Consider the following 26123-nt stretch of genomic DNA (forward strand, 5'->3'; position numbering starts at 1 on the left):
CGATTGGGATTATGGAGCAAAAACTAACATTACAACAGAAGTTGCTCCAAAAGTTATCACCTCAGCAGATTCAGGTGATCAAACTTTTGGAAATCCCAACTATGCAGCTCGAACAGCGCATCAAAAAAGAGCTGGAAGAGAATCCTGTTTTGGAATTGGAGTCGGATAGTCCATCGTCGGTTGACGATCAAATGGATGACGGACAGGATAATAACTCGGATATTGACAACGAAGAGTTTTCGATGGATGATTATTATGAGGACGAGGAAATTCCGACATACAAGTTAAACGTAAACAACTATTCAAAAGACGATAAGTACATTGATGTTCCGTTTTCGGTAGGAACAAGTTTTCATGAGTTTTTGCATGAACAGCTGGGGCTTGCCGATTTAGATGATAATGAGCAGCAACTGGCTGAATATATTATCGGTAACATTGATGACGACGGATACCTGCGACGCGATTTAATGGCCATCAGCGATGATTTGGCTTTTAATATGAATCTTGATGTTCCGGAAGAAAAGCTCGAAAAGATTTTGCTGGCAATCCAGGAGTTTGATCCGCCCGGAATTGCAGCCCGCGATCTGCGCGAATGTTTGTTGCTTCAGTTAAACCGTAAGGAAGACACAAAGTATAAACTTGCCCGAACGATTGTAAAAGATTATTTCGCGGAGTTTACCAAAAAGCATTACGATAAAATCCGAACAAAACTTGAACTGACGGACGAAGAGTTAAAAAAAGGAATCGACGAAGTTTTGAAGTTGAATCCGAAACCGGGAAGTTCGTACAGTAATCCCTTAAATAAATCGAATCAGCACATTGTGCCCGATTTTATTCTCGAACTGGTTGATGGAGAGCTGAGTTTGTCGTTAAACCAACGTAATGTTCCGGAGCTAAAAATCAACGATACTTACTCCGAAATGCTGAGGACCATGAGTCAGAACCAGAAGTCGCAAAAAAACGACAAGGAGGCGATGACTTTTGTAAAGCAAAAAATGGATTCGGCAAAATGGTTTATCGATGCCATTCACCAGCGGCAAACTACGTTGTTGTTGACCATGTCGGAAATCATCAGTTTTCAGAAAGAATATTTTCAGGAAGGCGACGAAACCAAACTTCGGCCAATGATCTTAAAAGACATTGCCGAGAGGACCGGGCTCGATATCTCGACAATTTCAAGGGTTTCGAATAGCAAATACATTCAAACACACTTTGGTATTTACCCACTGAAGTACTTCTTCTCAGAAGGTTTGGCAAAAGATGATGGAGAAGAGGTTTCGACCCGTGAGATCAAAAAAATTCTGCAGGAATGTATTGAAGGAGAGGAGAAACGCCGACCTTTAACCGACGAAAAACTGGCCCAGATTTTAAAGGAAAAATCATACAACATTGCCCGAAGAACAGTAGCAAAGTACCGCGAACAACTGGGAATTCCGGTAGCACGTTTGCGCAAAGAATTGTAATATGGGCAAACAACTCGCAAAAATCATATCAATAATTTTTCACCCGGTACTCATACCAACCTTAGGTATGTTTTTATTACTTAATTCCGGGTTTTATTTCGAGTTGCTTCTATGGGAAGCAAAAAGGTTTGTATTGCTTGTGGTTTTCTTTACTACCTGTATTCTACCAATGCTTTCGGTTGCAATATTATCTCTGAACCCGAATTTTAATGTGAACATGCCTAATAACCGCGATCGCGTGATTCCGTTATTAAGTGCATCGGTGTTTTATTACCTGGGATTTATACTGCTAAAAAAGGTACAAGCTGTTCCTGAATTTAAGGTATTTATGTTGGCTTCGGTACTGGTGCTGGTTGCCTTGTTGGTTATTTCGTTAAAATGGAAGATAAGCAATCATATGGCTGCCATTGGCGGTTTGGCCGGTACTTTGTTTGCCTTGTCTTTCCGGCATGGAATTAACCCGATTTATTCGATATTAATAGTGGTGCTTTTGTCAGGTTTGATTGGGACTGCCCGATTGATACTCGGAAAACACAGTTTGTTAGAACTTATTGCCGGCTACGGACTTGGTTTTAGTGTACTTTATCTTGTAATTTATTTCGCGTAAGGAGCGTATTGACATTCATTTTCGGGAAATCGTAAAAGAAAATAAATAGAACGTAATTTACCCTCTCTCCTGTCTCTCCCTTCAAGAATGGAGAGACAATAGTCTCTAATCCAACAACATTGAGTGTAATAATAGATATGGTTTGCTCCACTTGTCAATCGTCCTTCCTTGCTCGCAGGGAAGGATAAGAGGATGGGTATAAACAGATAGAACAGGTTATTTTGCACACAAAAAAAGGGACTTTTAAAGCCCCTTTCGTATCTATCTTTTCTACTTTGTTATTCAACAAATTTGTATCCGATTCCTTTCAGTGTTTTAATGTGCTCGTTACCTATTTTCTCACGAAGTTTACGGATGTGAACATCAATTGTTCTGTCGCCAACCACTACATTTTCGCCCCAAACTGAATAGTAAATTTCTTCGCGGGTAAATACTTTTCCTGGTTTCGATACGAGCAGTGAAAGCAATTCAAACTCTTTTCGTGGCAAGATCATTTCATTGTCGCCAATACGAATTAAGTAGCGTTCCTTGTCAATCAAAAGATTTCCGATTGTAACGGTGTTACTGTCGACTACTTCAACGGTTTGTGTTGCTTCGCCTGTACGTTTTAGTAAGGCTTTAACACGGCTAACCAAAACTTTTGGACGAACCGGTTTCGTGATGTAATCGTCGGCACCCGCTTCAAAACCTGCAATTTGCGAGTAGTCTTCGCCGCGGGCAGTTAAAAATGCAATAATGGTACTGCTTAAAGCAGGTATTTTACGAAGTTCTTCGCAGGCAGCAATGCCATCCATTTCGGGCATCATTACGTCGAGTATAATAAGATGTGGAACCTGTTTTTCGGCCACCTTTAAGGCTTCAACACCATTTCGTGCAGTGAATACCTCATAGCCCTCTTTTTCAAGGTTGTAACTAAGGAATTCCAGGATGTCCAACTCGTCATCAACTAATAGTACTTTAAATTGATTTTCACTCATAACATAAAATTCTTGAACAAAAGTAAGTGCTACTTATTAAAGAACAATTAACTTTCTTTTAAACAAAAAATAAACACGAAACTAAAATAGTGCTTAATCGAACCAAAATACAAATTAATAGCCACTCTTACGTTTTTTTTTACGGAAAGTTTTGATTAGGCTACTTTTGCTTTTCTAATGTAAAGTTGAAGGTCGTTCCCTGATCCAGTACGCTTCGTACATTAATAGATTGGTTGTGAGCCTCAATAATGTGTTTAACGATTGAGAGGCCAAGCCCGGTGCCACCCTGTTCGCGTGATCTTGATTTATCAACCCGGAAAAAACGCTCGAAAATACGACGGAGGTCTTTTTTGTCGATACCAATTCCGTTATCGGCAACTTCTACGATGATATTGTCTTCCAAATCGTGGAACGAAATATTTACATAACCGCTTTGTTTGCCGTATTTAATACCGTTTACGATAAGGTTGGTAATAACCTCAAGAATACGTTTTTTATCGGCACGTACAAAAATCGGGCGGTCGGGTCTGTTAATGATTTGCACGGCTATCTGGCTTTCCGATGCCTGCCAGTGCTCCATTTCAATAACTTCCTCAACGGTTTTTACAATGTCGAAACGCGTCATGTTCAGCTTTAACTCACCCGATTCGAGTTTTGTAATCGACTCGAGGTCTTCAACAATCGAAACCATCCGGTCGATACTTTTTTCTGTTCGTTTCAGGTAAAGTTTATTGATTTTTGGGTCTTCCAATCCACCTTCCAAAAGTGTTAAAACGTAACCTTGAATATTAAAAATCGGTGTTTTAAGTTCGTGCGATACATTTCCCACAAAATCCTTGCGGTATTTTTCCAGCTCTTTTAATCGTTCAATCTCTTTTAACTGGGTTTTTGCCCATTCTTCAACTTCGTATTTTACATTTAACAGCAAACTGTTCGAGTCGAGTTTTTCTTCCATCTTCCTTCCGCTCAGAGGCAAATCGCGAATGGTGTTGTACAAAGGTCTGATCCGGTCGGTAATATATTTTTTAATGATGTATAAAATGGCATAGTAGGCCACTCCAAAAAAGGCCACTGTTGAAATAGCGATAACCAAAATATTTTCGCCTAACAAATGTGCAAGCAAGGTTATACCGAATGCCAGCAAGGTTAAAACTACCGCAACCAGTATCGCAAGAAATTTCGATGAATAAGTTCTCATTAAGTGTATTTTACAATGTTGTAACCGTTATTGGTTACGACAACGTTGCAAATTAAGGCTTCAAATACCGTATAAAAAAGTGGTTATTAATTGGTTAATGGTAATTTCACGGTTAGTTAATATTTTATTAATATTACAAAACGATTAAACTTTTTACTTGCTTTATATTTGCCGACCTTTAATAAAAATCAACATAAATGGAAAACTTTTACCTGATTCTAGTTGTAGTACTGTTCGCTTTAGCCATTTCAGACCTGATTGTAGGAGTTAGTAACGACGCTGTTAACTTTCTAAATTCAGCAGTTGGATCGAAAGCTGCACCAAAATGGGTGATCTTTTTAATGGCAAGTTTAGGGGTACTTATTGGAGCTACTTTTTCGAGTGGAATGATGGAAGTAGCGCGAAAGGGAATTTTTCACCCCGAGATGTTTGTCTTCTCCGAAATCATGATCATTTTTCTAGCGGTAATGATAACCGACGTTATCCTGCTTGATATGTTCAATACCTTCGGAATGCCCACATCTACAACCGTTTCGATAGTTTTCGAATTACTTGGAGCAGCCGTAGCAGTATCTATCGTAAAGATTAAAACTGCAGGTGGCTCGGTATTAATGGAATTATCGCAGTATATTAATTCAAGTAAAGCGCTTGCTATTATTACCGGTATTTTGCTCTCGGTATTTGTTGCCTTCACGGTTGGGGCCATTGTACAATATTTAACACGTCTGTTGTTTACCTTTAAATACCGCGGGCCAATGAAATATTTTGGTTCAGCTTTCGGCGGTTTGGCGATTACGATAATCACCTATTTTATTGTAATTAAAGGAATGAAAGGTTCAACTTATGCAGGTATTGAGTTGAGCAGTGGTGAAACCATTCAGGAGTGGGTAAAACATCATACAGGTTTGATGTTGTTGTGTAGTTTCGGATTCTGGGTAGTTTTTATTCAGTTGCTGAAATGGATCTTCAACATTAAAATTCTGAAGGTTGTTGTACTTGCCGGAACATTTGCACTTGCCATGGCCTTTGCCGGAAACGACCTTGTAAACTTTATTGGTGTGCCATTGGCCGGTTACAATTCATTCCAGGCATGGGTGGCCGAGGGAGCAAGCAATCCGGATACTTTCTCGATGGCGATGCTTGCCGGGAAAGTTGGAACACCGACCTATATGTTACTGGTTGCCGGATTAGTGATGATCGTAACGCTTATCATGTCGAAAAAAGCGAAATCGGTAATCGCCACTTCGCTCGATTTATCGCGTCAAAATGAAGGTGATGAAAGATTCGGATCGTCGTTTGCAGCCCGGGTTATCGTTCGTGGAGCGACTAAATTTAATAATCGTTTGGTAAATGTTTTGCCAACAACAATAACCAGGGGAGTAGGATCGCGTTTCGAGCCACATTCTTATGTAAGTGAAGAAGATCAGGATCCGCCATCGTTTGATAAGGTTCGTGCATCGGTAAATTTGGTGGTAGCAAGTATTTTAATTGCTATCGGAACTTCACTAAAGCTACCGTTGTCAACTACTTACGTTACGTTTATGGTTGCAATGGGTACTTCTTTGTCCGACCGCGCGTGGGATCGTGAAAGCGCAGTTTATCGTATTTCAGGTGTATTTGCAGTTATTGGAGGCTGGTTTTTAACGGCACTGATAGCTTTTACAGTTTCCGGTGTTGTAGCTTTACTAATTGCACTAAGCGGCAAGTTTATGATTTTTGTATTTGTTGCGGTTGCAATTGTTATGGTTATCCGTACACACACCTTGATGAAAAAACGCGAACAGCAGTCGATTGAAGAAGATGAAGTTATTGAAGATGCTGACGCACACGAACAGATACTGGAAAAAAGCTCACGACAGTTGATTAAAGCTGTAAAATCGAGCGACGAGATTGTAAAGGACGGTATTGAGTGCTTCTTAAATGAAGATCGTGCCGGACTGAAAAAGGTTGAAGAGGCCTCGAAAAAATTCTCGAAACGTTCGAAGCGAAATCGCGACAAGGTTTACACAACAATTACAAAATTGGCCGACGGACCATTGGATACCAGTCATTTCTATGTGCAAATGATGGAGCATAAAAGAGAAATGGCGCATGCTGTTTACTTTATGCTGGAACCGATGATTACTCACGTTGAGAACAACCATAAACCATTCATCGAAGAACAGCATGCCGAATTAAAAGATCTTGCCGGTAATATCGATAAGTTCTTTAAATCGGTATTAAAAGATTTTGAAGGAAAAACTTTCGAAGACATCGATCAGCTGATTGAGGGGCGTGATAAAATTCTGGAACAAATCAACAAGATGGAGAAAAACCAGATTAAGCGTATCAAAAACAAGATGGTTAATACGCGCAACTCTCAACTGTTCTTTAAACTGATTTCGGAAATGGAGTATTTGTTACTGCATTCGGTGAATTTGGTAAAAGCGTATCGCGATTTTATCACAAATACGGTTCAGAAGAACTAAAAAAGTAAAAACATAATATTAAAAAAGGCCGGAAAATTTTTCCGGCTTTTTTGTTTTTCGTAATTTGAATTCGGACTTAGTTCGTTGAGCGATTGGTGGCAAGAGGTGAAAATGTAATCAAAATGTAATCGAATTGTAACAAAACCAATTGGTTTTTGAAACACCTTTGCCGTGGATTACAAAATGATTAAAGTTTATATTTTAATATCTGACAGCATAATTAAAAACGAATAAATGGAAAATTTTTATTTAATTCTTGTGGTCGTTCTTTTTGCCCTGGCAATATCCGATTTAATTGTCGGTGTAAGTAACGATGCAGTTAACTTTTTAAATTCTGCAATTGGATCGAAAGCCGCTCCTAAATGGGTGATCTTTCTAATGGCCAGTATTGGTGTACTGGTTGGAGCCACATTCTCGAACGGAATGATGGAAGTTGCCCGAAAGGGGATTTTTCATCCCGATCAGTTTTATTTCGCTGAGATCATGGTCATATTTCTGGCCGTAATGATCACCGATGTAATTCTTCTTGATTTGTTTAACACTTTTGGCATGCCAACATCAACAACGGTAAGTATCGTTTTTGAATTGCTTGGATCTGCAGTGGCAGTAGCCGCAGTAAAAATCAAAGGAATGGGACTTTCGGTAGCAGCCGAATTGTCGAATTACATCAATTCCAGTAAGGCACTGGCGATTATAACCGGTATACTCATGTCGGTATTTATAGCCTTTACGATTGGTGCGTTGGTAATGTACATTACACGTTTTATCTTTTCGTTCCGGTACCGCGGTCCAATGAAATATCTTGGATCTATATTTGGTGGACTGGCAATTACAGCAATCACCTACTTTATTGTTATTAAAGGAATGAAAGGTTCTTCTTATGCAGGAGTTGAACTGGCATCGGGCGAAACTTTACAAGATTATTTCAAGCACAACGTTGGCTTAATTTTGTTGGTGAGTTTTGCTTTTTGGGTAGTATTAATCCAACTGCTGAAATGGGTCTTCAAAATTAAAATTCTCAAGGTGGTAGTAATGGTTGGTACTTTTGCACTGGCTATGGCATTCGCCGGAAACGACCTTGTTAACTTTATTGGAGTACCGGTAGCAGGTTTTAAATCGTTCCAGGACTGGGCGGCGTCAGGAATGCCTGCCGATCAATTCTCGATGGCAAATCTTGCAGGAAAAAGCAGTACTCCACTATACATGCTAATTGTTTCAGGTTTGGTAATGGTTATCACTTTAATCATGTCGAAAAAAGCACGTGCCGTTACCGAAACAGAAATAAACCTTAGTCGTCAGGATGCAGGTGATGAGCGTTTTGGTTCGTCGCTGGCAGCCCGAGTTATGGTGCGTGGATTCACCAACTTCAATAAAAAAGTTCAGAAGACTATGCCTTCGTCAATGAGTAATACGGTAAAATCGCGATTTGAGAAATTCTCGTATTACCAAGAAGATGAAGATGCTCCGGCATTCGATAAGATTCGTGCATCGGTGAACCTGGTTGTGGCCAGTATTCTTATTGCAATCGGTACTTCGTTAAAATTACCACTTTCTACTACTTACGTAACTTTTATGGTGGCGATGGGTACTTCATTGTCCGACCGTGCATGGGACCGTGACAGTGCCGTTTATCGAATATCCGGTGTGTTTGCAGTAATTGGTGGTTGGTTTTTAACCGCTTTAATTGCTTTCTCGGTGGCCGGATTGATCGCATTAATTATTTCGCTGAGCGGTAAATTTATGATCTTCTTATTTGTTGCTGTGGCCGTGTTTATGGTGATCAGAACCCAGATTCTGTTCCGAAAACGTGCTAAGGCAAAGGCGGCCGACGAAGAAGATAATATTGAAGAAGAGGACGCAACAGAAGTAATTATTACAAAAAGTGCCAAACAAATTCTAAAAGGTCTGGCCAATACAACTGAAATTCTTGGTATTGGAATGCAAAGCTTTTTAAGCGAAGACCGAAGTGGTTTGCGAAAAGCTGAAGAAGCTTGTAAAGTACTTTCGAAAAAGGCTAAAAAGAACAAGGATAAGGTGTTTAAAATTGCAGAGAAGTTGATGGATAACTCTGCAGAAACAACACACTATTACGTACAAATGATTGAGCATAAACGCGAGATGGCACATGCTGTACATTTTATGCTGAGTCCGATGATCGCTCACGTGGAAAACAACCACAAACCATTTACTGAAGAACAGGCGGCAGAATTAACCGCAACTATTGATAAGGTAACTGCTGTTCTGAAAAACGTTACAAAAATGGTAAAAGGTCAGAGTTTCGACGGAATTGATGAGCTCATTCAGGAAAAGGACCTTGTTGTTGAGTTGTTGCGTAAAAATGAAAAACAACAATTTAAACGTGTGAAAGAACAACTGGTAAATACCCGCAATTCGCAATTGTACTTTAAAATACACACCGAATTGGAAAACCTGTTGCTTCACGCCATAAATCTGGTGAAGTCGGAACGCGACTTTATAACTAATACACGACAATAGTTTTTTACAGATAGATAGGAAAAGAGGAGAGCGCAAGTCTCCTCTTTTTTTGTGCTTATTGTTAAATAAATATTGCAATTCGATTAACCAAGCCCCCTTTTTATTAATTCCATTTTAATTGTTCTGCAATGCTTTTCTGTGGTTGTTACACGAACTTTGACCTTCGTATAAAAACCAAATTCTAAAATGAAAAAATTATCTCTCTTTTTATTTATTCTATTCTTTGTCAGTGCGTTTGCAGCGCTGGCCGAAGACGAAAATGAAAATGCGTCAAATAAAGGAACTATTGCCGGTAGAATTGTGGACACCGACAATCTGCCTCTGCCTGGTGCGGCTGTAGTTATTGAAGATTTACATAAAGGTGCCGTTACCGATGTTAACGGATTTTATCGGATTGCGACACTCGATCCGGCTGATTATACAGTTAAAGTTTCGTACATCGGTTTTAAAGAATCGGTAAAACAGGTATCCGTTACAGCGGGTAAAACCAGTACCCTGAATTTTCAGCTCGAAGCCGGTATCGATATCGAAGAAGTGGTGGTGAATGGTGCATTGCAGGGACAATCGAAAGCATTGAACCAGCAAAAAAGCAGCATGAACATTACTAACATTATTTCGTCTGATCAGGTAGGACGTTTTCCCGACCAGAATGTTGGCGATGCGTTAAAACGTATCCCCGGTATTAACGTTCAGTACGACCAGGGTGAAGCGCGTTTCGGAAACATTCGCGGAACATCGCCCGAATATAACTCAGTAGCAGTTGATGGCGACCGCATTCCTTCTGCCGAAGCTGAAACACGTTCTATCCAGCTCGACCTTATTCCTTCAGATATGATTCAGAGTATCGAGGTAAATAAAGTAGTTACTGCCGATATGGATGCCGATGCAATTGGTGGATCGGTTAACCTGGTAACCAAATCGAATCCTTATTCGCGTCGTATTACAGGTTCGGTTGGAGGAACTTATAACGCATTGCGCGGAAAAGTTGCTCCTAACTTTTCGTTGTTGTATGGCGATCGTTTTTTTAATGATAAACTCGGTTTTACAGTGGCAGCTTCGGTACAGGATCATATGATGGGATCGGATGATTTGGAAGCCGAATGGGACGACGACGGAACGATGAAAGAAATGCAGGTGCGTACCTATTTAATTCAGCGTTTGCGTCAGAGTTACTCCGGTGCATTGGATTATAAATTCGATGCCAACAACAAAATTGAGGCAAAAGTAATGTACAACCACCGTAACGACTGGGAAAACCGTTATCGTGTTGTTTACAAAGATCTGGATGAAGATGTGGCGAAAATTGAACGCCAGATTAAAGGAGGAACAAATAAAGATGCACGTCTGGAAGACCAGCGAACCTATCATTTTTCATTAGGTGGCGAACATCAGATCGGTGGTTTGGAAATCGACTGGAAAGGTTCGTACTCTAAAGCCAACGAAGACCGGCCAAACGAGCGTTACCTTCAATACAAATTTAAAGATGTGGAGTTCAGTCAGAATGTTACTGATCCTGAAAAACCGCAGGTAATTATTAATACTCCGGACGCACAGGATTTTAACAGCGAGTGGGGTTTTGATGAGTTGACTGAAGAACACCAGTATACGGAGGATATCGACAAAAAATTTAAAGTCGACTTTAAATATCCTTTCCATAACGGAACAAGTGTTTTACGTTTTGGTGCCAAATACAAAGGCAAAAGCAAAAACCGCGATAACGATTTTTACGAATACGAGCCTACTGATGAGGATAGCTTTAACAGTGGTGCGTTTAATAATACTATCGTTAAAACAAAAGACGATTTTCTGGCGGGTGATTATGTTGCCGGAACCTATGTTGATGTAAAATATTTGGGTGGTTTAGACCTGACTTCTGGTGATTTTGAAGGCGAAGAAAATTTGGAAGAACTGGCCGGAAACTTCGACGCATCGGAAGATGTAACTGCGGGGTATATTCGTTTTGATCAGTCGTTTGGAAGTTTGGATGTTGTGGCCGGTGTACGACTTGAAAACACCTCGATTAACTACTCTGGTAAAGAACTGATTCTGGACGAAGAAGGTGATGTTGAAGATTTGGTTGACACTGAAGAAGTTGACAATAACTACACCAACGTATTGCCATCGTTGTTATTGAAATACGAGGTAGGCCGAAATACAAATATTAAAGCAAGTGTTACCAACACACTGGCCCGCCCAAAATACATCGACCTGGTACCTCGTGTTGAAGTAAATAACGAAGACGTCGAAATTGAGATCGGTAATCCTGATCTAACACCTACTACTTCGTGGAACTTCGATTTAATGGCTGAGCATTACTTCCAGTCTATCGGTTTGGTTTCGGGTGGAATTTTCTACAAAGACATCAGCGATTTTATCGTTAACGGAATACAATCGGATTACAGCTACCTGGGACAAACCTGGGAGAAATTTACGCAGCCTATTAATGCCGGCGATGCTAAATTGTTTGGTGTTGAAATGGCCTTCCAGCGTCAGTTCGACTTTTTGCCTGGTTTCCTTCGTCAGACAGGATTCTACGCCAACTATACCTACACCAAATCAACCGTTAGCAATTTCCAGATCGAAGACCGCGAGGACGACGATTTAACATTGCCGGGAACTCCTGAAAATACCTTGAATGCATCGTTGTATTACGAAGGCAAAAAACTGTCGGCACGTTTGTCGTACAACTACGCCGGCGATTTTGTTGAAGAATACAGCGACAAAGCTTTCGAAGATGTGTACTACGATCAGGTTTCGTACCTCGATTTTAATACCAGCTACCATTTCAACAAAAACTTTATGATTTTTGCCGAACTCAACAATATTCTGAATACACCGTTGCGTTATTATCAAGGTGAGTCGCAATACACTTACCAGGCCGAGTACTACGATATTAAAGTAAATTTTGGCCTGAAATTTAATTTTTAGGAAATAGTAATTACCGCATAGAATAGATTTTAAAAGTTCAGGCTGAGGACATGATTCGTTGTGTTCTCAGCTGTTTACATAAAAATGAACGACGATGAATTGTACCTGTAATCGTATTTTTTTAGCAAGTGTTTTAGTCGCACTTTTGGTGGTAACCATTGTTGGCTGCGAAGTTAACCGGCCAAGCGAAGGATCAAAAAAAGCCGGCGAGCACATTACAAATACCGTAACTGCCGTAGCCGAAACCGATCCGGTTCCGCAAAATAAAAACGAAGATTCGGCTGATGATCCGGCCATTTGGATCGATACCACCAACGTGATGGGGTCTTTTGTAATTGGTACCGATAAAAAAGGCGGTTTGGCAACCTACGATCTCGACGGGAAACAACTGAATTATTACGCCGACGGTAATATGAATAACTGCGATCTGCGTTATGGTTTTCAGCTGGGCGATCAGCAAGTCGATGTGCTGGCTGCCAGTAACCGATCAACACATTCTTTATCCTTGTATTTGGTGAAAAAGGGTGGTGTTCTCGAGGAGGCTCATGCGCGGGTAATTAAGTCCGAAATGCGGGATGAAGTGTATGGTTTGTGCATGTACCGAAGTGCAAAAACGGGCGACTATTTTGTTTTTATGAATAGCAAAGCCGGCGAAGTGGAACAGTGGCAACTAATTGCTAAAGGCAGTAAAATCGATGCCAAGTTGGTGCGCTCGTGGAACCTGGGAACGCAAACAGAAGGTATGATTGCCGACGACGAAACCGGAATAATATATGTCGGAGAAGAAGTGGTTGGAATTTACCGATTTGATGCTGAACCCGGTGGAGCGAAAGTAGGTTCACTGGTGCAAATGAGTACCGAAAAGAATCCAGATATGCACTACGATATTGAAGGATTGGCAATTTACGCCACCGACAGTGTAAATGGTTACCTGATCGCATCGTCGCAGGGAAGTTACAGTTACGCGGTTTTCGAGCGCCAGGGCGATAATAAATACCTGGGCAGTTTTCGTATCGAAGATGGCGACGTTGACGGTGTGGAAGAAACCGACGGAATTGACATTACAAACGTTCCGTTGGGAGCCAAATTCCCAAAAGGCATGTTGGTGGTTCAGGACGGTTATAACTACGATGGCGAAGAACTGGTAAGCCAGAATTTTAAATACATCTCGTGGGAAGCCGTTGAAAAGTTATTTTTAAACAAAGAATAATTACCGACCGAATTTCGGTGAAGATTTTATACGCCATACAAGGCACAGGGAATGGTCATTTGGCACGTGCTACGGAGATCGTTCCTGTTTTAAACGAAATTGGAGAAACGGATATCCTTGTGAGTGGAATTCAGGGGGATATCCGTTTGCCGTTTCCGGTTAAATATAAGTTGTACGGTTTTAGTTTTATTTTTGGTGAAAAGGGTGGTGTTGCTATTTGGAAAACCATAAAAAAAGCACGTCTCTTTCGCTTGGTAAACGACATCCGAAAAATTCCGGTTCGCGAATACGATCTGGTAATTAACGATTTTGAGCCGGTAACAGCCTGGGCTTGTAAACTGCGGAAGAAATCTTGTATTGGCCTAAGTCATCAGAATGCCGTATTACATCCGAAAGCTGCCCGGCCCGAAAAAAGGGATAGACTGGGCGAATTTATTTTGAAACATTATGCGCCGGCAAAAATTCGTTATGGTTTTCATTTTAAACAGCTCGATGATCGGAATTTTACGCCCGTAATCCGTTCTTCCATTCGTAAGGCAAAAGCCAACGATAAAGGTCACTGCACGGTTTATTTACCTGCTTTTAGCGATTCTGAGATCGAGAAAATTCTGGGTCAGCACAAATCAGTTCGCTGGGAGGTTTTTTCAAAACACTGCCCGAAAAGTTACACCAAAGGCTCCATTCAGTTTAACCCGGTCTCGCTCGATGGTTTTAACCGGTCTTTTGTCAGCTGTGCAGGAATAGTATGCACTGCCGGTTTTGAAACCCCCGCCGAAGCGTTGTTTATGGGTAAAAAGCTGTGTGTAATCCCCATGAAAAATCAATACGAACAAGCTTGTAATGCCGCCATGCTGGCCGAAATGGGCGTGCCTGTTATCACTAAAACAGGCGCTTGCCGCGCCATTCTTTCCAACTGGTTGCAATCAGGTCAGGCGATACAAATTAATTACCCCGATAACACTCGTAGTATATTAAAGGGCGTAATACAAGCTGGTGCGATGTAGGCCAAGTGCAATATTATGGCCTCGAAGTTTTATGTATTTAGTGCTCTGGGAGCGCGAAGCACGTTAACGTGCCTCACAAGAAAATATCTCTTCAATATTTTCTATTCCCCAAATTAAAAAAGCTGTTTACAGTTTTGTAATTTTATTACAGCGAAAGAACTGGTGTTGGCACACAGTGAGTTACAGCGTGTTGTGTCGAATAATTTAATCGTTTTGTAATATTATTGTAATTCGCATGTAATGTTGTTGCCACACTTTTGCCATCGTAAAACAGACAAAATTCAATCTTAAGTTATAAATGAAAAAAATGTCATTACTGTTATTGTTGGTTCTAGGAATCTCAATTGCAGCATTTAGTCAAGAAAAAACCGAAGAGTTTAAACCAAATGGGAAACCACTAGCTTTGATTTTTACAAACTTTCATACTGCGCTTTCTGATGGAGAAACGGCTTCGGAGTTCGAAAACACCCGTGCTTATTTAGGTTATGAGTACAACTTTAGCGAAGATTTTTACGCCAAAGTTGTGTTTGATGTTGGTGATCCAAAAGATGGCGGAGGCCACCAGTTATCGGCATTTCTTAAAAATGCATACGTGCAATATTCAAAAGACAATCTGAAATTCTATTTCGGTATGATTTCAACCACTCAGTTTAAAGCTTCTGAGAAATTGTGGGGAAACCGTTACATGATGAAATCGTACCAGGATGAGTACAAATTCAATTCAAGCGCCGACCTTGGTTTTAACATCGATTACAAATTCGCCGATTTTATCAGTGCCGATTTTTCGGTGATCAATGGCGAAGGATATAAGAAAATTCAGGGCGACGACTTGTTGCGCTATGGTGCGGGTACTACTATTAAGCCGGTAAAAAATGTTTTGGCAAGAGTATTCGTTGACCAAACCGGCGACGAAGTAAAACAAAAGTCGTTGGCTACTTTGTTGGCTTACACCAACGGAAAATTCACATTGGCCGGAGAGTATAACTACCAGTCGAACTACAAAATGGTAGACGGTCAGAATCAATACGGTACATCGTTTTACAGCTGGTACAAACCAAACAGCAACTGGAAATTGTTTGCCCGTTATGATGATCTGAACTCAGATAAACTCGAGGGTGAAACTGAAGCATGGAACATTAGTAAAGATGGTCAATTGATGATTGCAGGTGTTGAGTATTCTCCTGTGAAAGGTGTGAAATTTACACCAAACGTGCGCTTCTTTAATCCTGACCAGGTAGATGCAGAGAACATTACTTACCTGTATCTGAGTGCTGAATTTAAATTTTAATCAGCCGCAGAAAACAGAAAACTAGAAATTTAAATAAATAAAAATGAAAAATTTAGCCCTACTGATTTTAACAGTATTTATTCTGGGAGCTTGCTCTAACTCGTCAAACAAACAAGGTGGAGAAAAAGCCGGAACTTCAAAAGTGACTTTAACAGCGGCGGGAGCTACATTCCCGATGCCATATTACAATATGGTTTTTAAGAACTATACATCAGAATTTGGAACACTGCTTACTTACGGCGGAATAGGTTCAGGCGGAGGTATCCGCAGTTTAACTGATAAAGTGGTTGACTTTGGTGCAACCGATGCCTACTTAAGCGACGATAAACTGGCAGCTATGCCTGCTGAAGTGGTTCATATCCCAACAGTATTGGGTGCTGTTGTTATTGCTTACAACCTTCCTGGTGTTGATGGCCTCAAACTGTCGAACGAATTGTTGGAGAAAATCTTTATGGGTGAAATTACCAAATGGAACGATGCCGCAATTAAAGCGAACAACGAAGGTTTGGCACTTCCTGATATGGAAATCACTTTCGTTCACCGTTCAGATGGTAGTGGAACAACCTACATTTTCAGTGACTACATGACTAAGATCAGCACAAAATGGGCTGATGCAGTAGGAACAGGAAAATCGTTGCAATGGCCTGTTGGAATGGGTGCTAAAGGTAATCCGGGAGTTGCCGGTACCATTAGCCAAACCGAAGGAGCGATTGGTTACATTGGATCGGAATATGCATTTGCGCAAAAAATCCAAACTGCATTGGTACAAAACAGCGCAGGTAACTACATCGAGCCTTCAATTGCATCGGTTAGTGCTGCTGCAAAAGGTGAGATCCCTGCTGATACACGAATCATGCTGACTAATTCTGCCGATCCTGAATCATACCCGATCAGCGGATTTACCTGGATCATTCTTTACAAGGAACAGAATTACGATGGTCGCTCAAAAGATCAGGCGCTGGCAACAGTTACTTTCCTTGATTGGTTGGTAAGTGCCGATGCACAAGGTCAGGCCGAAAAGGTACATTATGCACCGCTTCCTGATGCTGCTGCTGAAAAAGCCAAAACGATTTTACGTTCGGTTACTTTCGATGGGTTACCATTGTTGAAATAGTCAGGTTAAGTTATAGAAGATAGATTTAATGAATCTGGGAAAGCTGCAGGCAAAGCAGTTTTCTCAGCTTCTCAATGTCCACCAAATGAACAGCGATAAAATAACAAAAGGCGTTCTCCTGCTCTCCTCGTTCGTTATACTTTTTGTAGCCGGAGGAATGATCTTTTCGTTGGTTGAAGGTGCCATTCCGGCACTGAAAAGTTTTGGGCTGAGTTTTATTTGGTCGAACAACTGGAATCCAACCGAAGGAAAAGAAAACTACGGAGCGCTTCCGTTTATTGCCGGAACAATTATTACGTCGGTAGCGGCGTTGCTGATCAGTTTACCCTTATCATTTTCGGTTTCATTGTTTCTGGGAGAGTATTACCGCGGAACCAAAATTGCAAAAGTATTGGGAACCATGGTTGATCTGCTTGCCGGAATTCCTTCAATTGTTTACGGTTTATGGGGGTTTTATGTGCTTCGTCCGCTGCTTATCGATTTGGGATTGCCCAACCAGGGATTCGGAATTTTCACCGCCAGCATCATTCTGGCCATTATGATCATTCCTTATGCCACATCGCTGAGTAACGAAATTATTACCATGGTACCGAACGAACTGAAAGAAGCAGCTTATTCATTGGGAGCTACCCGTTCGGAAGTGATCTTTAGTGTGGTTGTACCATCCGCACGTTCGGGAATAATCGCCGGTTACATTTTGTCTTTCGGACGCGCATTGGGCGAAACCATGGCAGTAACCATGTTGATTGGTAATGCCAATATTGTTCCCGATGGATTTTTCAGTACCGGAAACACAATGGCTTCGGTAATTGCCAACCAGTTTGGCGAAGCCGATGGATTGAAACTCAGCTCTCTGATTGCGATAGGTTTGTTGTTATTCCTGCTAACAGGTATAATAAATGCCATTGGTAAGTTCATTATAAAACGAATGGGATAAAATGAATTCTGCAGCAAAAATAACAGCGGCCAACCTAAGCCGAAGAACCTTGAAAGACAAACTTTTCAAAGGTTTGGTGCTCTTTTTGTCGCTGATAACCATTTCGCCGATTGTACTGATTATCTACAAATTAGTGGCAAAAGGTTATCGTCAGATCAGTTTGGAGTTTATTATAAAAACACCTCCAAACACTTTCGAGGCGATGACTGCGCTCAGCAATGGCGAGCTCATTCCCGGAGGTATTGCAAACGGAATTACAGGAACCTTGTTAATGGTGGTTCTGGCTTCAGTAATTGCCATTCCGGTAGGAGTTATTACAGGCATTTACCTCTACGAGAATCCGGGGAAACCACTGGCAAACCTTACCCGAAATATTTCGGATATTTTGCAGGGAGTTCCTTCAATCGTATTAGGACTTATTGCTTACATGTGGATCGTAAAACCCATAACCAGTGGTTTTTCGGCACTGGCAGGTAGTGTTTCCTTGTCGATTATGATGTTGCCAATGATTGTGCGCTCAACGGAGGAAACGTTGAAAATGATTCCGCAATCGATTAAAGAAGCAGCTGTAGCATTGGGTGTGCCATATTACAAAGTAATTCTGCGCGTGCTCATTCCAACCGGATTTAGCGGTTTGCTAACGGGTATTCTGTTGGGTATTTCGCGTATTCTTGGAGAAACAGCACCATTGATGCTAACAGCTCTGGGCAGTTCGGTGATTAATATGGATATAACAAAACCAACAAGTGCAGTACCACTGCTGATCTGGGAGTTTTACAACGACCCGAATATGGTTGACCTGATTTGGAGCTCATCCTTATTATTGATGGGAATGGTATTGACCTTAAACCTGGTATCGAAACGTATAGCTGCCCGAACGAAATAGAAAAAGAAGAATGAAAGAAGATGTAAATATAAAAGATCCTGTACTTTCAATTCGCAATCTTTCGGTTGCGTACGATAAGGGGAATTATGCTGTAAAAGACGTTTCGGCCGATATTAAGCGAAACGCGGTTACAGCAATTATGGGCCCGTCGGGATGTGGAAAAAGTACCATGTTGCGTGCCATTAACCGCATGCACGAATTGTACGAAAACATCGAAACAAAAGGATCGCTTATTTTAAACGGAAAAGATATTACTCACATGCCAACCATTCAATTACGTCGTATGGCAGGTATGGTATTTCAACGTCCGAATCCGTTTCCAACAATGAGCATTTACGACAACGTAATTGCCGGCTATAAACTAAACGGCATTCGTTTAAAGAAAAAAGAGCGTGACGATGTGGTTGAACGCTCGTTGCGCGACGTTACCCTTTGGGACGAGGTAAAAGATACTTTGCATAAAAAAGGAACATTCCTTTCCGGTGGTCAGCAGCAACGACTTTGTATTGCAAGGGCGCTGGCTTTCGATCCGGAAGTGATTTTGCTCGACGAACCAACCTCGGCACTCGATCCTGTGGCGACTTCAAAAATTGAAGATCTGCTTGTAAAATTGAAGGAGAATTATTCGATTCTGATGGTGACACACAACATGTCGCAGGCAGCGCGAATCTCTGATTTTTCAATGTTTATGTACCTTGGCGAGCTGGTGGAATACGGTAAAACAAAAGACATGTTTACCAACCCGAAAGACCGTCGTACAGAAGAATACTTAACCGGGAAGTTCGGTTAATTTGTTTAACTTCATTAAAATTCTACAGTTATGACTTTAAAGAAGGATGATGCCATAAAAGCGATAATGAGCGATTTTGAAGAGTTTGCCAACCTGGTGCTTCATCAGCTCGATTTGTTGGAGACGCTCATTTCTACCGGCGAAACAAAGTTCCCGAAAGAGCAAAGCAAAGAGTTGTACGACAACGAGAATATGCTGGATAAGATGGAAGTTAAAATCAGCGATAAGATTATAAATACCATTACTTTATATCAACCCGTTGCTTCCGATATCCGAAAAATTATGGCTTGTTATCGTATTATTATGAGTCTTGAAAGGGTGGGCGATATGGTTATTAATGTGCTCAGTTTTGTTGAAAGCATTAAAACTCCCGAAGTGTACACCAAACTTTCGGAGGTGATTTCAAATATGCTTATTCAAAGCTCAAGTATGGTGAATAAATCGTTACTGGCTTTTACCAACGACGATAAAGATTATGCCATCTGGACGATAAAAAACGATGCTGTTGTTGACGAGCTCAATAAAAAAATGTTGAAAAAGGCCATCAAAAAGAGCACGTCTTCAAACGAGGATAAAGAGCTACTGATTAGTTTTATTAACATGAACAGTATGGTTACCACCATCGAACGCATTGCCGACCAGGCGACAAATATTGCCGAGGCTGCAATTTATTCTATCGAAGGCAAGGATATACGACATAAAGACCTGAAGTAAGGTTGTTTTTATGAAGGATAATGTATTTTTAGTATCCTTAATGTAAGAGTGAAAATTATTTATTATGGGATCAAATCCGAAAATATTAGTTGTTGACGACGAAAAAGATTTATGTGAGATTTTAGAGTTCAATTTGTCAAGCGAAGGCTTCGATACTTCAGTGGCGCATTCGGCCGAGCAGGCACTAAAATTACCGCTGGAAGAATACGACCTGATTTTGCTCGATGTAATGATGGGCGAAATGTCGGGTTACAAAATGGCTGATAAAATAAGACGAGAATTACAGCTTACGCTACCCATAATTTTTATGACAGCCAAAACCGCTGAAAACGATATCCTCACCGGGTTTAACGTTGGTGGCGACGACTACATTTCAAAACCATTTTCGATTAAAGAAATGGTGGCACGTATTAAAGCCGTGCTGAAACGTGGCCGACAAAATATTAAGCAAACCAAGGTATACAAAGTTGAAGGTCTTGAGGTAGATGCCAACAGCAAAATGGTACAGATTGATGACGAGCCCGTTAGTCTTACCCGCAAAGAATTTGAAATAATAACACTCTTGCTAAAACACCAGGGACAATACATTGGCCGAAACGATATACTCGACCGGGTTTGGAATGACGATGTAATTGTTACTGAGCGGAATGTGGATGTAAACATTGCACGTCTCCGAAAGAAAATTGGTAAATACGGCCAATACATTAAAGGAAAATCAGGTTATGGTTACGCATTCAAGCAACCATAAACTCAATAGTTAACAGACAGAATAAAAAACTTAAAACAATACAAGGTGCCAATTCAGCAGACATTCAGACGGAAAATCTTTTACTACTTTATAGCGGTATTTTTATCGTTTACAGTAGCCATATTGTTGTTTCAGTTGCAGCGCGAGAAGAACTATAAAACCTCGCAACTTGAAAACACACTGCGTAATGTTACCGAGGTTGCCCACAACTACATCGAACATTACGATTTGATGAAAACGCAAAACTTTAGCAGTGCAGATACTTTAAAAGTGCTGATACCGCAAGACAATATACGTTTGACCATTATTGACAAACGGGGGATTGTTTTGTACGACAGTTTTGTGTACGAATACAAAAAAATGGAGAACCATTTCGAGCGTCCCGAAGTGCAAAAAGCATTGTTTGGAGGCGAGGGTGCCAATATTCGTCATTCGGCAACTACCGGAACCGACTTCTACTATTATGCCCGCAGTTACGACGATTATTTTGTGCGGGCTGCCATGGTTTACGATGTTAACGTGGAGAATTTCCTGAAAGCCGAGCGTTTGTTTATCTTTTTTATCATCGCCATTTTTCTGATAATATGGCTGGTAATTAATGAACTTACCAAACGGCTATCCATATCGATTACCAAGTTGAAGGATTTTGCCATAAAGGCCGGAAAGAACGAACCGATCAACGAAGAAGAGGGCCGTTTTCCTGATAATGAACTGGGTGAAATCGGTTCGCAGATTGTAAAAATCTACAATAATCTGCACGAGGCCAACAATTCCATTGCCATGCAAAAAGACCGCCTGGCCAATCACATGAATATACTGCATGAAGGAATTGGATTTTTTACGCCGCAAAAAGAGAAGATGCTGGTAAACAGTAACTTTATTCAGTTTGTAAGTATCATTTCTGATACGATGACGATCTCTGCAGAAAACTTTTTTACGATTCCGGAGTTTGAAAAAATCAACAAATTCCTGGAAAAGAATCTGCACAAAGACACCGAATTCCAAAGTAACGAACTGCCACAAATCGAGTTCACAATACAAAAAGACGACAGTTACTTTAAACTGATGTGTATTGTGTTTGCCGATAAGAGCTTCGAAATTCTGATCACTGATATTACTCGTCCGGAAAAACGTCGTCTGCTAAAACAGCAGTTAACTTCGAACATTGCGCACGAGTTAAAAACTCCGCTTGCATCCATTAAAGGATACATTGAAACGCTGATGTCGAATCCGGATATTGACAAAGCAAAACAGCAGTACTTTATCGAAAGAGCCAGTAAACAGGCCGAAAGATTAAACCTGCTTTTAAACGATATCTCGTTGTTGAATAATATTGAGGATGCCGGCGAACTGTTCGAGATTAAACAGGTTCATATCAAAAACATCGTTTCGGATGTGGTGGAGAACCTGGAGAGCAGAATGGCTGCCAAAAACATAAAATGTAAACTCGATATTGACAAGGATGTTGTGGTAAACGGAAACGATTCGCTGCTTTCTTCTGTATTCCAGAACTTGTTAGAAAATTCAATCAATTATGCAGGAGAGGATATTAAGATCGAGATTCGGAATTACCTGGAAGATACCAAATTCCATTATTTCAGTTATGCCGATAACGGCAGGGGAATTCCGGAAGAACACCTCAACCGTATTTTTGAACGCTTCTACCGTGTAGATTCAGGTCGTACCCGCGAATTGGGCGGAACAGGTCTGGGACTGTCGATTGTTAGAAATGCCATTCAGTTGCACAAAGGAAATATTTCAGCACGCAATAAAGCCGAGGGTGGTGTTGAGTTCCTGTTCTCGCTGGCAAAACAGTAGATTTCGAGAGAATTGTAAAAGATTAGATATCCAAATAGAAAAAGGCTTCCGGTAGTTACGGAGGCCTTTTTTTGTGGAGGCCATTTTGAATTTAAGCAATTGATTTTTTTTGCGCCGCTTTTAATTGGAGTTGTTTTAATTTTCGTCCGGAACTACCAGCAGCGTTGATCAACCTTCTTCGCCGGACGATATTTCCTTCATTCTTTTTCCCGGCGCATCCTGACCGCCGTCAGTCGCACCGGGTTATTGCTTTTCGCCCCTTTGGGGCTTTTAATAAAAAGCGCTGAAAGTGCGTGATATTTTAGCCCGGGGCAGAGTAATTCCTTGAATTACGTCACCCCGGGTAAAAGGTGTTATGTATATCGTCCGGCGAAGAAAGTTGGATAGAGATCGTTCGTACTCCCGGACGAAAATTAAATAGAACCATTAAGGAGAGAAGGTACAAAAGCAACAAAATATCCACTTCAATTCCAGTTATGAAGCCCAAAATCATATATGTCCTGCTCAAAAAATACAAGAAACTGACTTAGATTAAGATTTTAAATCACTTATTGCAATATGATTTCACGTTTCCCCCAAAAATTACAAAACCGTTAAACGAATGTAATACAAGTTTAAATAGTCCTTAATTCGCCTGTAACATATATCGGGTTGCTTTGCCTATGTAAATTCTATGAGTTTATAAATAAACACTGCAACTTTTAAAATATATGAAACGTTTTTTTATTAGCATTCTATTGCTAATTCAGGTAATGGTAGTTACAGCTCAAACAGGCACAATAAAAGGGACTGTAATCGACGCCAAAACAAAAGAGGCCCTGATCGGGACCACCGTATTAATCAAAGGAACAACACAAGGAACAATTACCGATTTCGATGGAAATTATGTAATACCAAATGTAGAAGCTGGTAGTCATACTATCGCTGTTTCTTTTATATCGTACGACACACAGGAATTTCAGGTTGAAGTAAAACCCGACAATAACGTAGAATTAAATGTTGAGTTATTGCCGGCTACACTCGAAATTGAAGGTGTTCAGGTGGTAGCAAAAGCAAAACGCGAGTCGGAAACGATGTTGCTTATCGATCAGAAAAATGCCTCAGGTATTAAAGAGAGTATCGGTTCGCAACGAATGTCGAGCATGGGTATTTCTGATGCAGCTTCTGCTACATCAAAAATATCGGGTGTTACGAAAAACGAGGGTAGCGGCGATATTTATATTCGCGGACTCGGCGACAGGTATTTAACCACTACAATGAACGGTTTACCAATTCCGTCGGATGATGTAGAAAAGAAAAACATCGATCTGAACCTGTTCTCAACAGACATTATTGGTAATGTTGGTATCAACAAAACCTTTTCGGTTGAAACCTATGGCGACCAGTCGTCGGGAGCTGTAAATATCGGTTCAAAAACCTATTCTGAAAAAATTGAAATTGAAGCATCAACAGGTAGCTCATTAAATATTTTGAAAGATGGCAACTTTGGTGGATTCAAGGCTACGCAAAATATTAACGACGTAAACTTATTTGGTTTTTATAGCCGGAGTTACGCAACAAGTGATGCCATAAAATATCAGAGCTGGAACACCGAAGATCAGCGCTTTCCTTTAAACAGAGGATTGTCGTTAATGGCCGGCAAGAAGTTCAAATTATTTGACAATGATTTCTCGGTATTTGCAACACTTTCGCATTCAAACGATTTTGAATACCGCACCGGTACATACAAAAAATACCGTTCGAACGTATTGGATAACTCATTTACCGACGCCGAGACTTACTCAACTGAATTTAACACTACCGGGTTATTGAATCTGACTTACGATTTTAGTCCCGACCACTCCTTGAACTACAACAGTATGGTGATTTTTAAAACCACCGATGAATTGTACGAGCAAGGTAGAAATGGTGAAGGTTATGCGTACGACCAGCTGCCACAACAGGAAGCAGCATTTACACGCGACCAGAATCTGAAAGAGACTCAGATTGTCATCAACCAGTTACTCGGAACACATAATCTGACTGAAAAGAACCGTTTGGAATGGGCTGTTGGTTATAACATTGTTAATGCCGACGAGCCAAACCGTATTCACAACGAAGCGAATATGCTCGACGAAAATTCGGTTGGTTTTGCTTATGTAGGCGATTTCCAGCAGAAAAAATCGATGCAAACCATTAGCGACGACGAGTTGAACGGTTACATAAAAGACAACATCACATTTATTGATGAAGAGGATAAGACTTTAAAGCTGAACCTGGGTGGAAACTTCAGAACAAAAGGACGTGATTTCTACTCACTTCCATATGGAGTTCGCGCTAAAAATGTAACGGTGCAGTCGATAGACAACATGGACGAAGCATTCCTGAATCTTGATTTGTACGAAAGCGGTGACTTGAGAGTTCGTGAAGTAAATCCTGACTTTTATGATGCAACCTTAAATGTTTACGCCGGTTTTATGAATGTTGATTTCGGAAAAGACAAATTCAGCGGAAACCTTGGTGTACGTTACGAACGCGACGAATTAAAGATAAACTGGGATGTTACCAACTACGTAGGTAGAGTTGGCAGCCTCGATGAATCATACGATAATATTTTGCCGGCCTTGATGTTAAAATACCAGGCTACCGAAAAACAATCCTTACGTTTGGTTGCCAGTAAAACGATTACACTTCCTGAGTTTAAGGAACTGGCACCTTTTGAATATGTGTCGCCAACCGGCCGTGTAACAAAAGGTAATCCCGACCTGGTAAAATCCGACAACTACAATTTCGACCTGAAATGGGAATTCTTTCCTGATCGCGGTGAGTTGTTCTCGGTTACCGGTTTCTACAAAATGATTAACGACCCGATCAACATGGCACAAACACGTGGATCGTCGGGTAACTTTTACTTCGCCAACACCGGCGAACGTGCCGACGTTTACGGAGTGGAAGCGGAAGCTCGTTTCGGTATTATAAAAGCTGAAGAATCAGGAACTCCGGATCTGAATATGACATTAAACGCTACAAAAATGTGGCACAACCAGGATCTGTATGATATTTTTCAATACAACAGTAAAACCGAAACTGAATTACAGGGAGCAGCCGGATTTATTTTTAACGGTGCTTTAAGTTATTCAACCAATACCGAAAATGAATTTCAGGCAACAATAACCGGCAACTATTCATCGGATAAAATCCTTGCGTTGGGTGCACCTGAAGACTACGTTAACAGCGCCACCTTGTTCAACAACGAAATTATTGAAAAAGGATTTACAACTGTTGACCTGGTAGTGAGCAAGGTTATCAATCAAACATTCTCATTAAAATTTTCAGCCAAGAACCTGTTAAATCCTGAGATCGAGCAAACACAAGAGATTAAACCTTTATCGGGTGAAGCCTTCACCGATGTGGTAAACTCTTACAAAAAAGGTATCAACCTAAGTTTAAGTCTCAAAATAAATCTGAATTAAAAAATTAGTGGAACGAATAATTTAA

The 26123-nt window shown here is 40.7% G+C and carries 18 protein-coding genes; 16 read left to right on the forward strand and 2 right to left on the reverse strand.

Going from position 1 to position 26123, the window contains the following annotated elements; all coding sequences use genetic code 11:
- The first annotated feature begins 11 nt into the window (after window positions 1–11).
- Entirely contained in the window at window positions 12–1463 is a 1452-nt protein-coding gene (gene rpoN, locus SLH46_RS03060) for an RNA polymerase factor sigma-54 (RefSeq protein WP_320279675.1), read from the forward strand.
- 1 nt (window position 1464) lies between these two features.
- The gene (locus SLH46_RS03065; protein WP_320279676.1) at window positions 1465–2070 is read left to right on the forward strand and encodes a phosphatase PAP2 family protein; all 606 of its coding nucleotides are present in this window, start codon (window positions 1465–1467) and stop codon (window positions 2068–2070) included.
- Between the two features lie 278 nt (window positions 2071–2348).
- On the opposite strand, the gene SLH46_RS03070 is transcribed toward SLH46_RS03065, so the two are convergent.
- Both SLH46_RS03070 and SLH46_RS03075 read right to left on the reverse strand, forming a co-directional pair.
- Complete coding sequence (locus SLH46_RS03070; RefSeq protein WP_320279677.1) at window positions 2349–3047, reverse strand: response regulator transcription factor; 699 nt, start codon at window positions 3045–3047, stop codon at window positions 2349–2351.
- 160 nt (window positions 3048–3207) lie between these two features.
- Entirely contained in the window at window positions 3208–4245 is a 1038-nt protein-coding gene (locus SLH46_RS03075) for a sensor histidine kinase (RefSeq protein WP_320279678.1), read from the reverse strand.
- A 197-nt stretch (window positions 4246–4442) separates the two neighbouring features.
- Between SLH46_RS03075 and SLH46_RS03080 the strand changes: the two genes are divergently transcribed.
- From SLH46_RS03080 to SLH46_RS03145, 14 genes are all read left to right on the forward strand, one after another.
- Window positions 4443–6713 carry an inorganic phosphate transporter gene (locus tag SLH46_RS03080; protein ID WP_320279679.1) on the forward strand — a complete coding sequence of 757 codons (2271 nt, stop codon included), beginning with the start codon at window positions 4443–4445 and terminating at the stop codon, window positions 6711–6713.
- Between the two features lie 234 nt (window positions 6714–6947).
- Window positions 6948–9209 carry an inorganic phosphate transporter gene (locus tag SLH46_RS03085; protein WP_320279680.1) on the forward strand — a complete coding sequence of 754 codons (2262 nt, stop codon included), beginning with the start codon at window positions 6948–6950 and terminating at the stop codon, window positions 9207–9209.
- 186 nt (window positions 9210–9395) lie between these two features.
- On the forward strand, window positions 9396–12137 hold the full coding sequence (locus SLH46_RS03090) for a TonB-dependent receptor (protein ID WP_320279681.1): 2742 nt from the start codon (window positions 9396–9398) through the stop codon (window positions 12135–12137).
- A gap of 94 nt (window positions 12138–12231) precedes the next feature.
- Entirely contained in the window at window positions 12232–13347 is a 1116-nt protein-coding gene (locus tag SLH46_RS03095; protein ID WP_320279682.1) for a phytase, read from the forward strand.
- A gap of 17 nt (window positions 13348–13364) precedes the next feature.
- On the forward strand, window positions 13365–14351 hold the full coding sequence (locus SLH46_RS03100) for a glycosyltransferase family protein (RefSeq protein WP_320279683.1): 987 nt from the start codon (window positions 13365–13367) through the stop codon (window positions 14349–14351).
- Between the two features lie 307 nt (window positions 14352–14658).
- Window positions 14659–15639 (forward strand): hypothetical protein, encoded by a 981-nt coding sequence (locus tag SLH46_RS03105; protein WP_320279684.1) that lies wholly within the window; start codon window positions 14659–14661, stop codon window positions 15637–15639.
- 43 nt (window positions 15640–15682) lie between these two features.
- Entirely contained in the window at window positions 15683–16753 is a 1071-nt protein-coding gene (gene pstS / locus SLH46_RS03110) for a phosphate ABC transporter substrate-binding protein PstS (RefSeq protein ID WP_320279685.1), read from the forward strand.
- A gap of 28 nt (window positions 16754–16781) precedes the next feature.
- Complete coding sequence (gene pstC, locus SLH46_RS03115; RefSeq protein ID WP_320279686.1) at window positions 16782–17690, forward strand: phosphate ABC transporter permease subunit PstC; 909 nt, start codon at window positions 16782–16784, stop codon at window positions 17688–17690.
- Between the two features lies 1 nt (window position 17691).
- Window positions 17692–18576 (forward strand): phosphate ABC transporter permease PstA, encoded by an 885-nt coding sequence (gene pstA, locus SLH46_RS03120; protein ID WP_320279687.1) that lies wholly within the window; start codon window positions 17692–17694, stop codon window positions 18574–18576.
- Window positions 18577–18586: 10 nt separating this feature from the next.
- The gene (gene pstB, locus SLH46_RS03125) at window positions 18587–19366 is read left to right on the forward strand and encodes a phosphate ABC transporter ATP-binding protein PstB (protein WP_320279688.1); all 780 of its coding nucleotides are present in this window, start codon (window positions 18587–18589) and stop codon (window positions 19364–19366) included.
- Between the two features lie 30 nt (window positions 19367–19396).
- Window positions 19397–20080 carry a phosphate signaling complex PhoU family protein gene (locus tag SLH46_RS03130; protein WP_320279689.1) on the forward strand — a complete coding sequence of 228 codons (684 nt, stop codon included), beginning with the start codon at window positions 19397–19399 and terminating at the stop codon, window positions 20078–20080.
- A 64-nt stretch (window positions 20081–20144) separates the two neighbouring features.
- On the forward strand, window positions 20145–20828 hold the full coding sequence (locus SLH46_RS03135; protein WP_320279690.1) for a response regulator transcription factor: 684 nt from the start codon (window positions 20145–20147) through the stop codon (window positions 20826–20828).
- Window positions 20829–20873: 45 nt separating this feature from the next.
- Complete coding sequence (locus SLH46_RS03140) at window positions 20874–22646, forward strand: sensor histidine kinase (RefSeq protein WP_320279691.1); 1773 nt, start codon at window positions 20874–20876, stop codon at window positions 22644–22646.
- Window positions 22647–23356: 710 nt separating this feature from the next.
- The gene (locus SLH46_RS03145; RefSeq protein WP_320279692.1) at window positions 23357–26098 is read left to right on the forward strand and encodes a TonB-dependent receptor; all 2742 of its coding nucleotides are present in this window, start codon (window positions 23357–23359) and stop codon (window positions 26096–26098) included.
- Window positions 26099–26123: the final 25 nt, after the last annotated feature.

It is taken from the genome of Draconibacterium sp. IB214405 (assembly GCF_033963885.1).
In the GTDB taxonomy this organism is placed as follows: domain Bacteria; phylum Bacteroidota; class Bacteroidia; order Bacteroidales; family Prolixibacteraceae; genus Draconibacterium.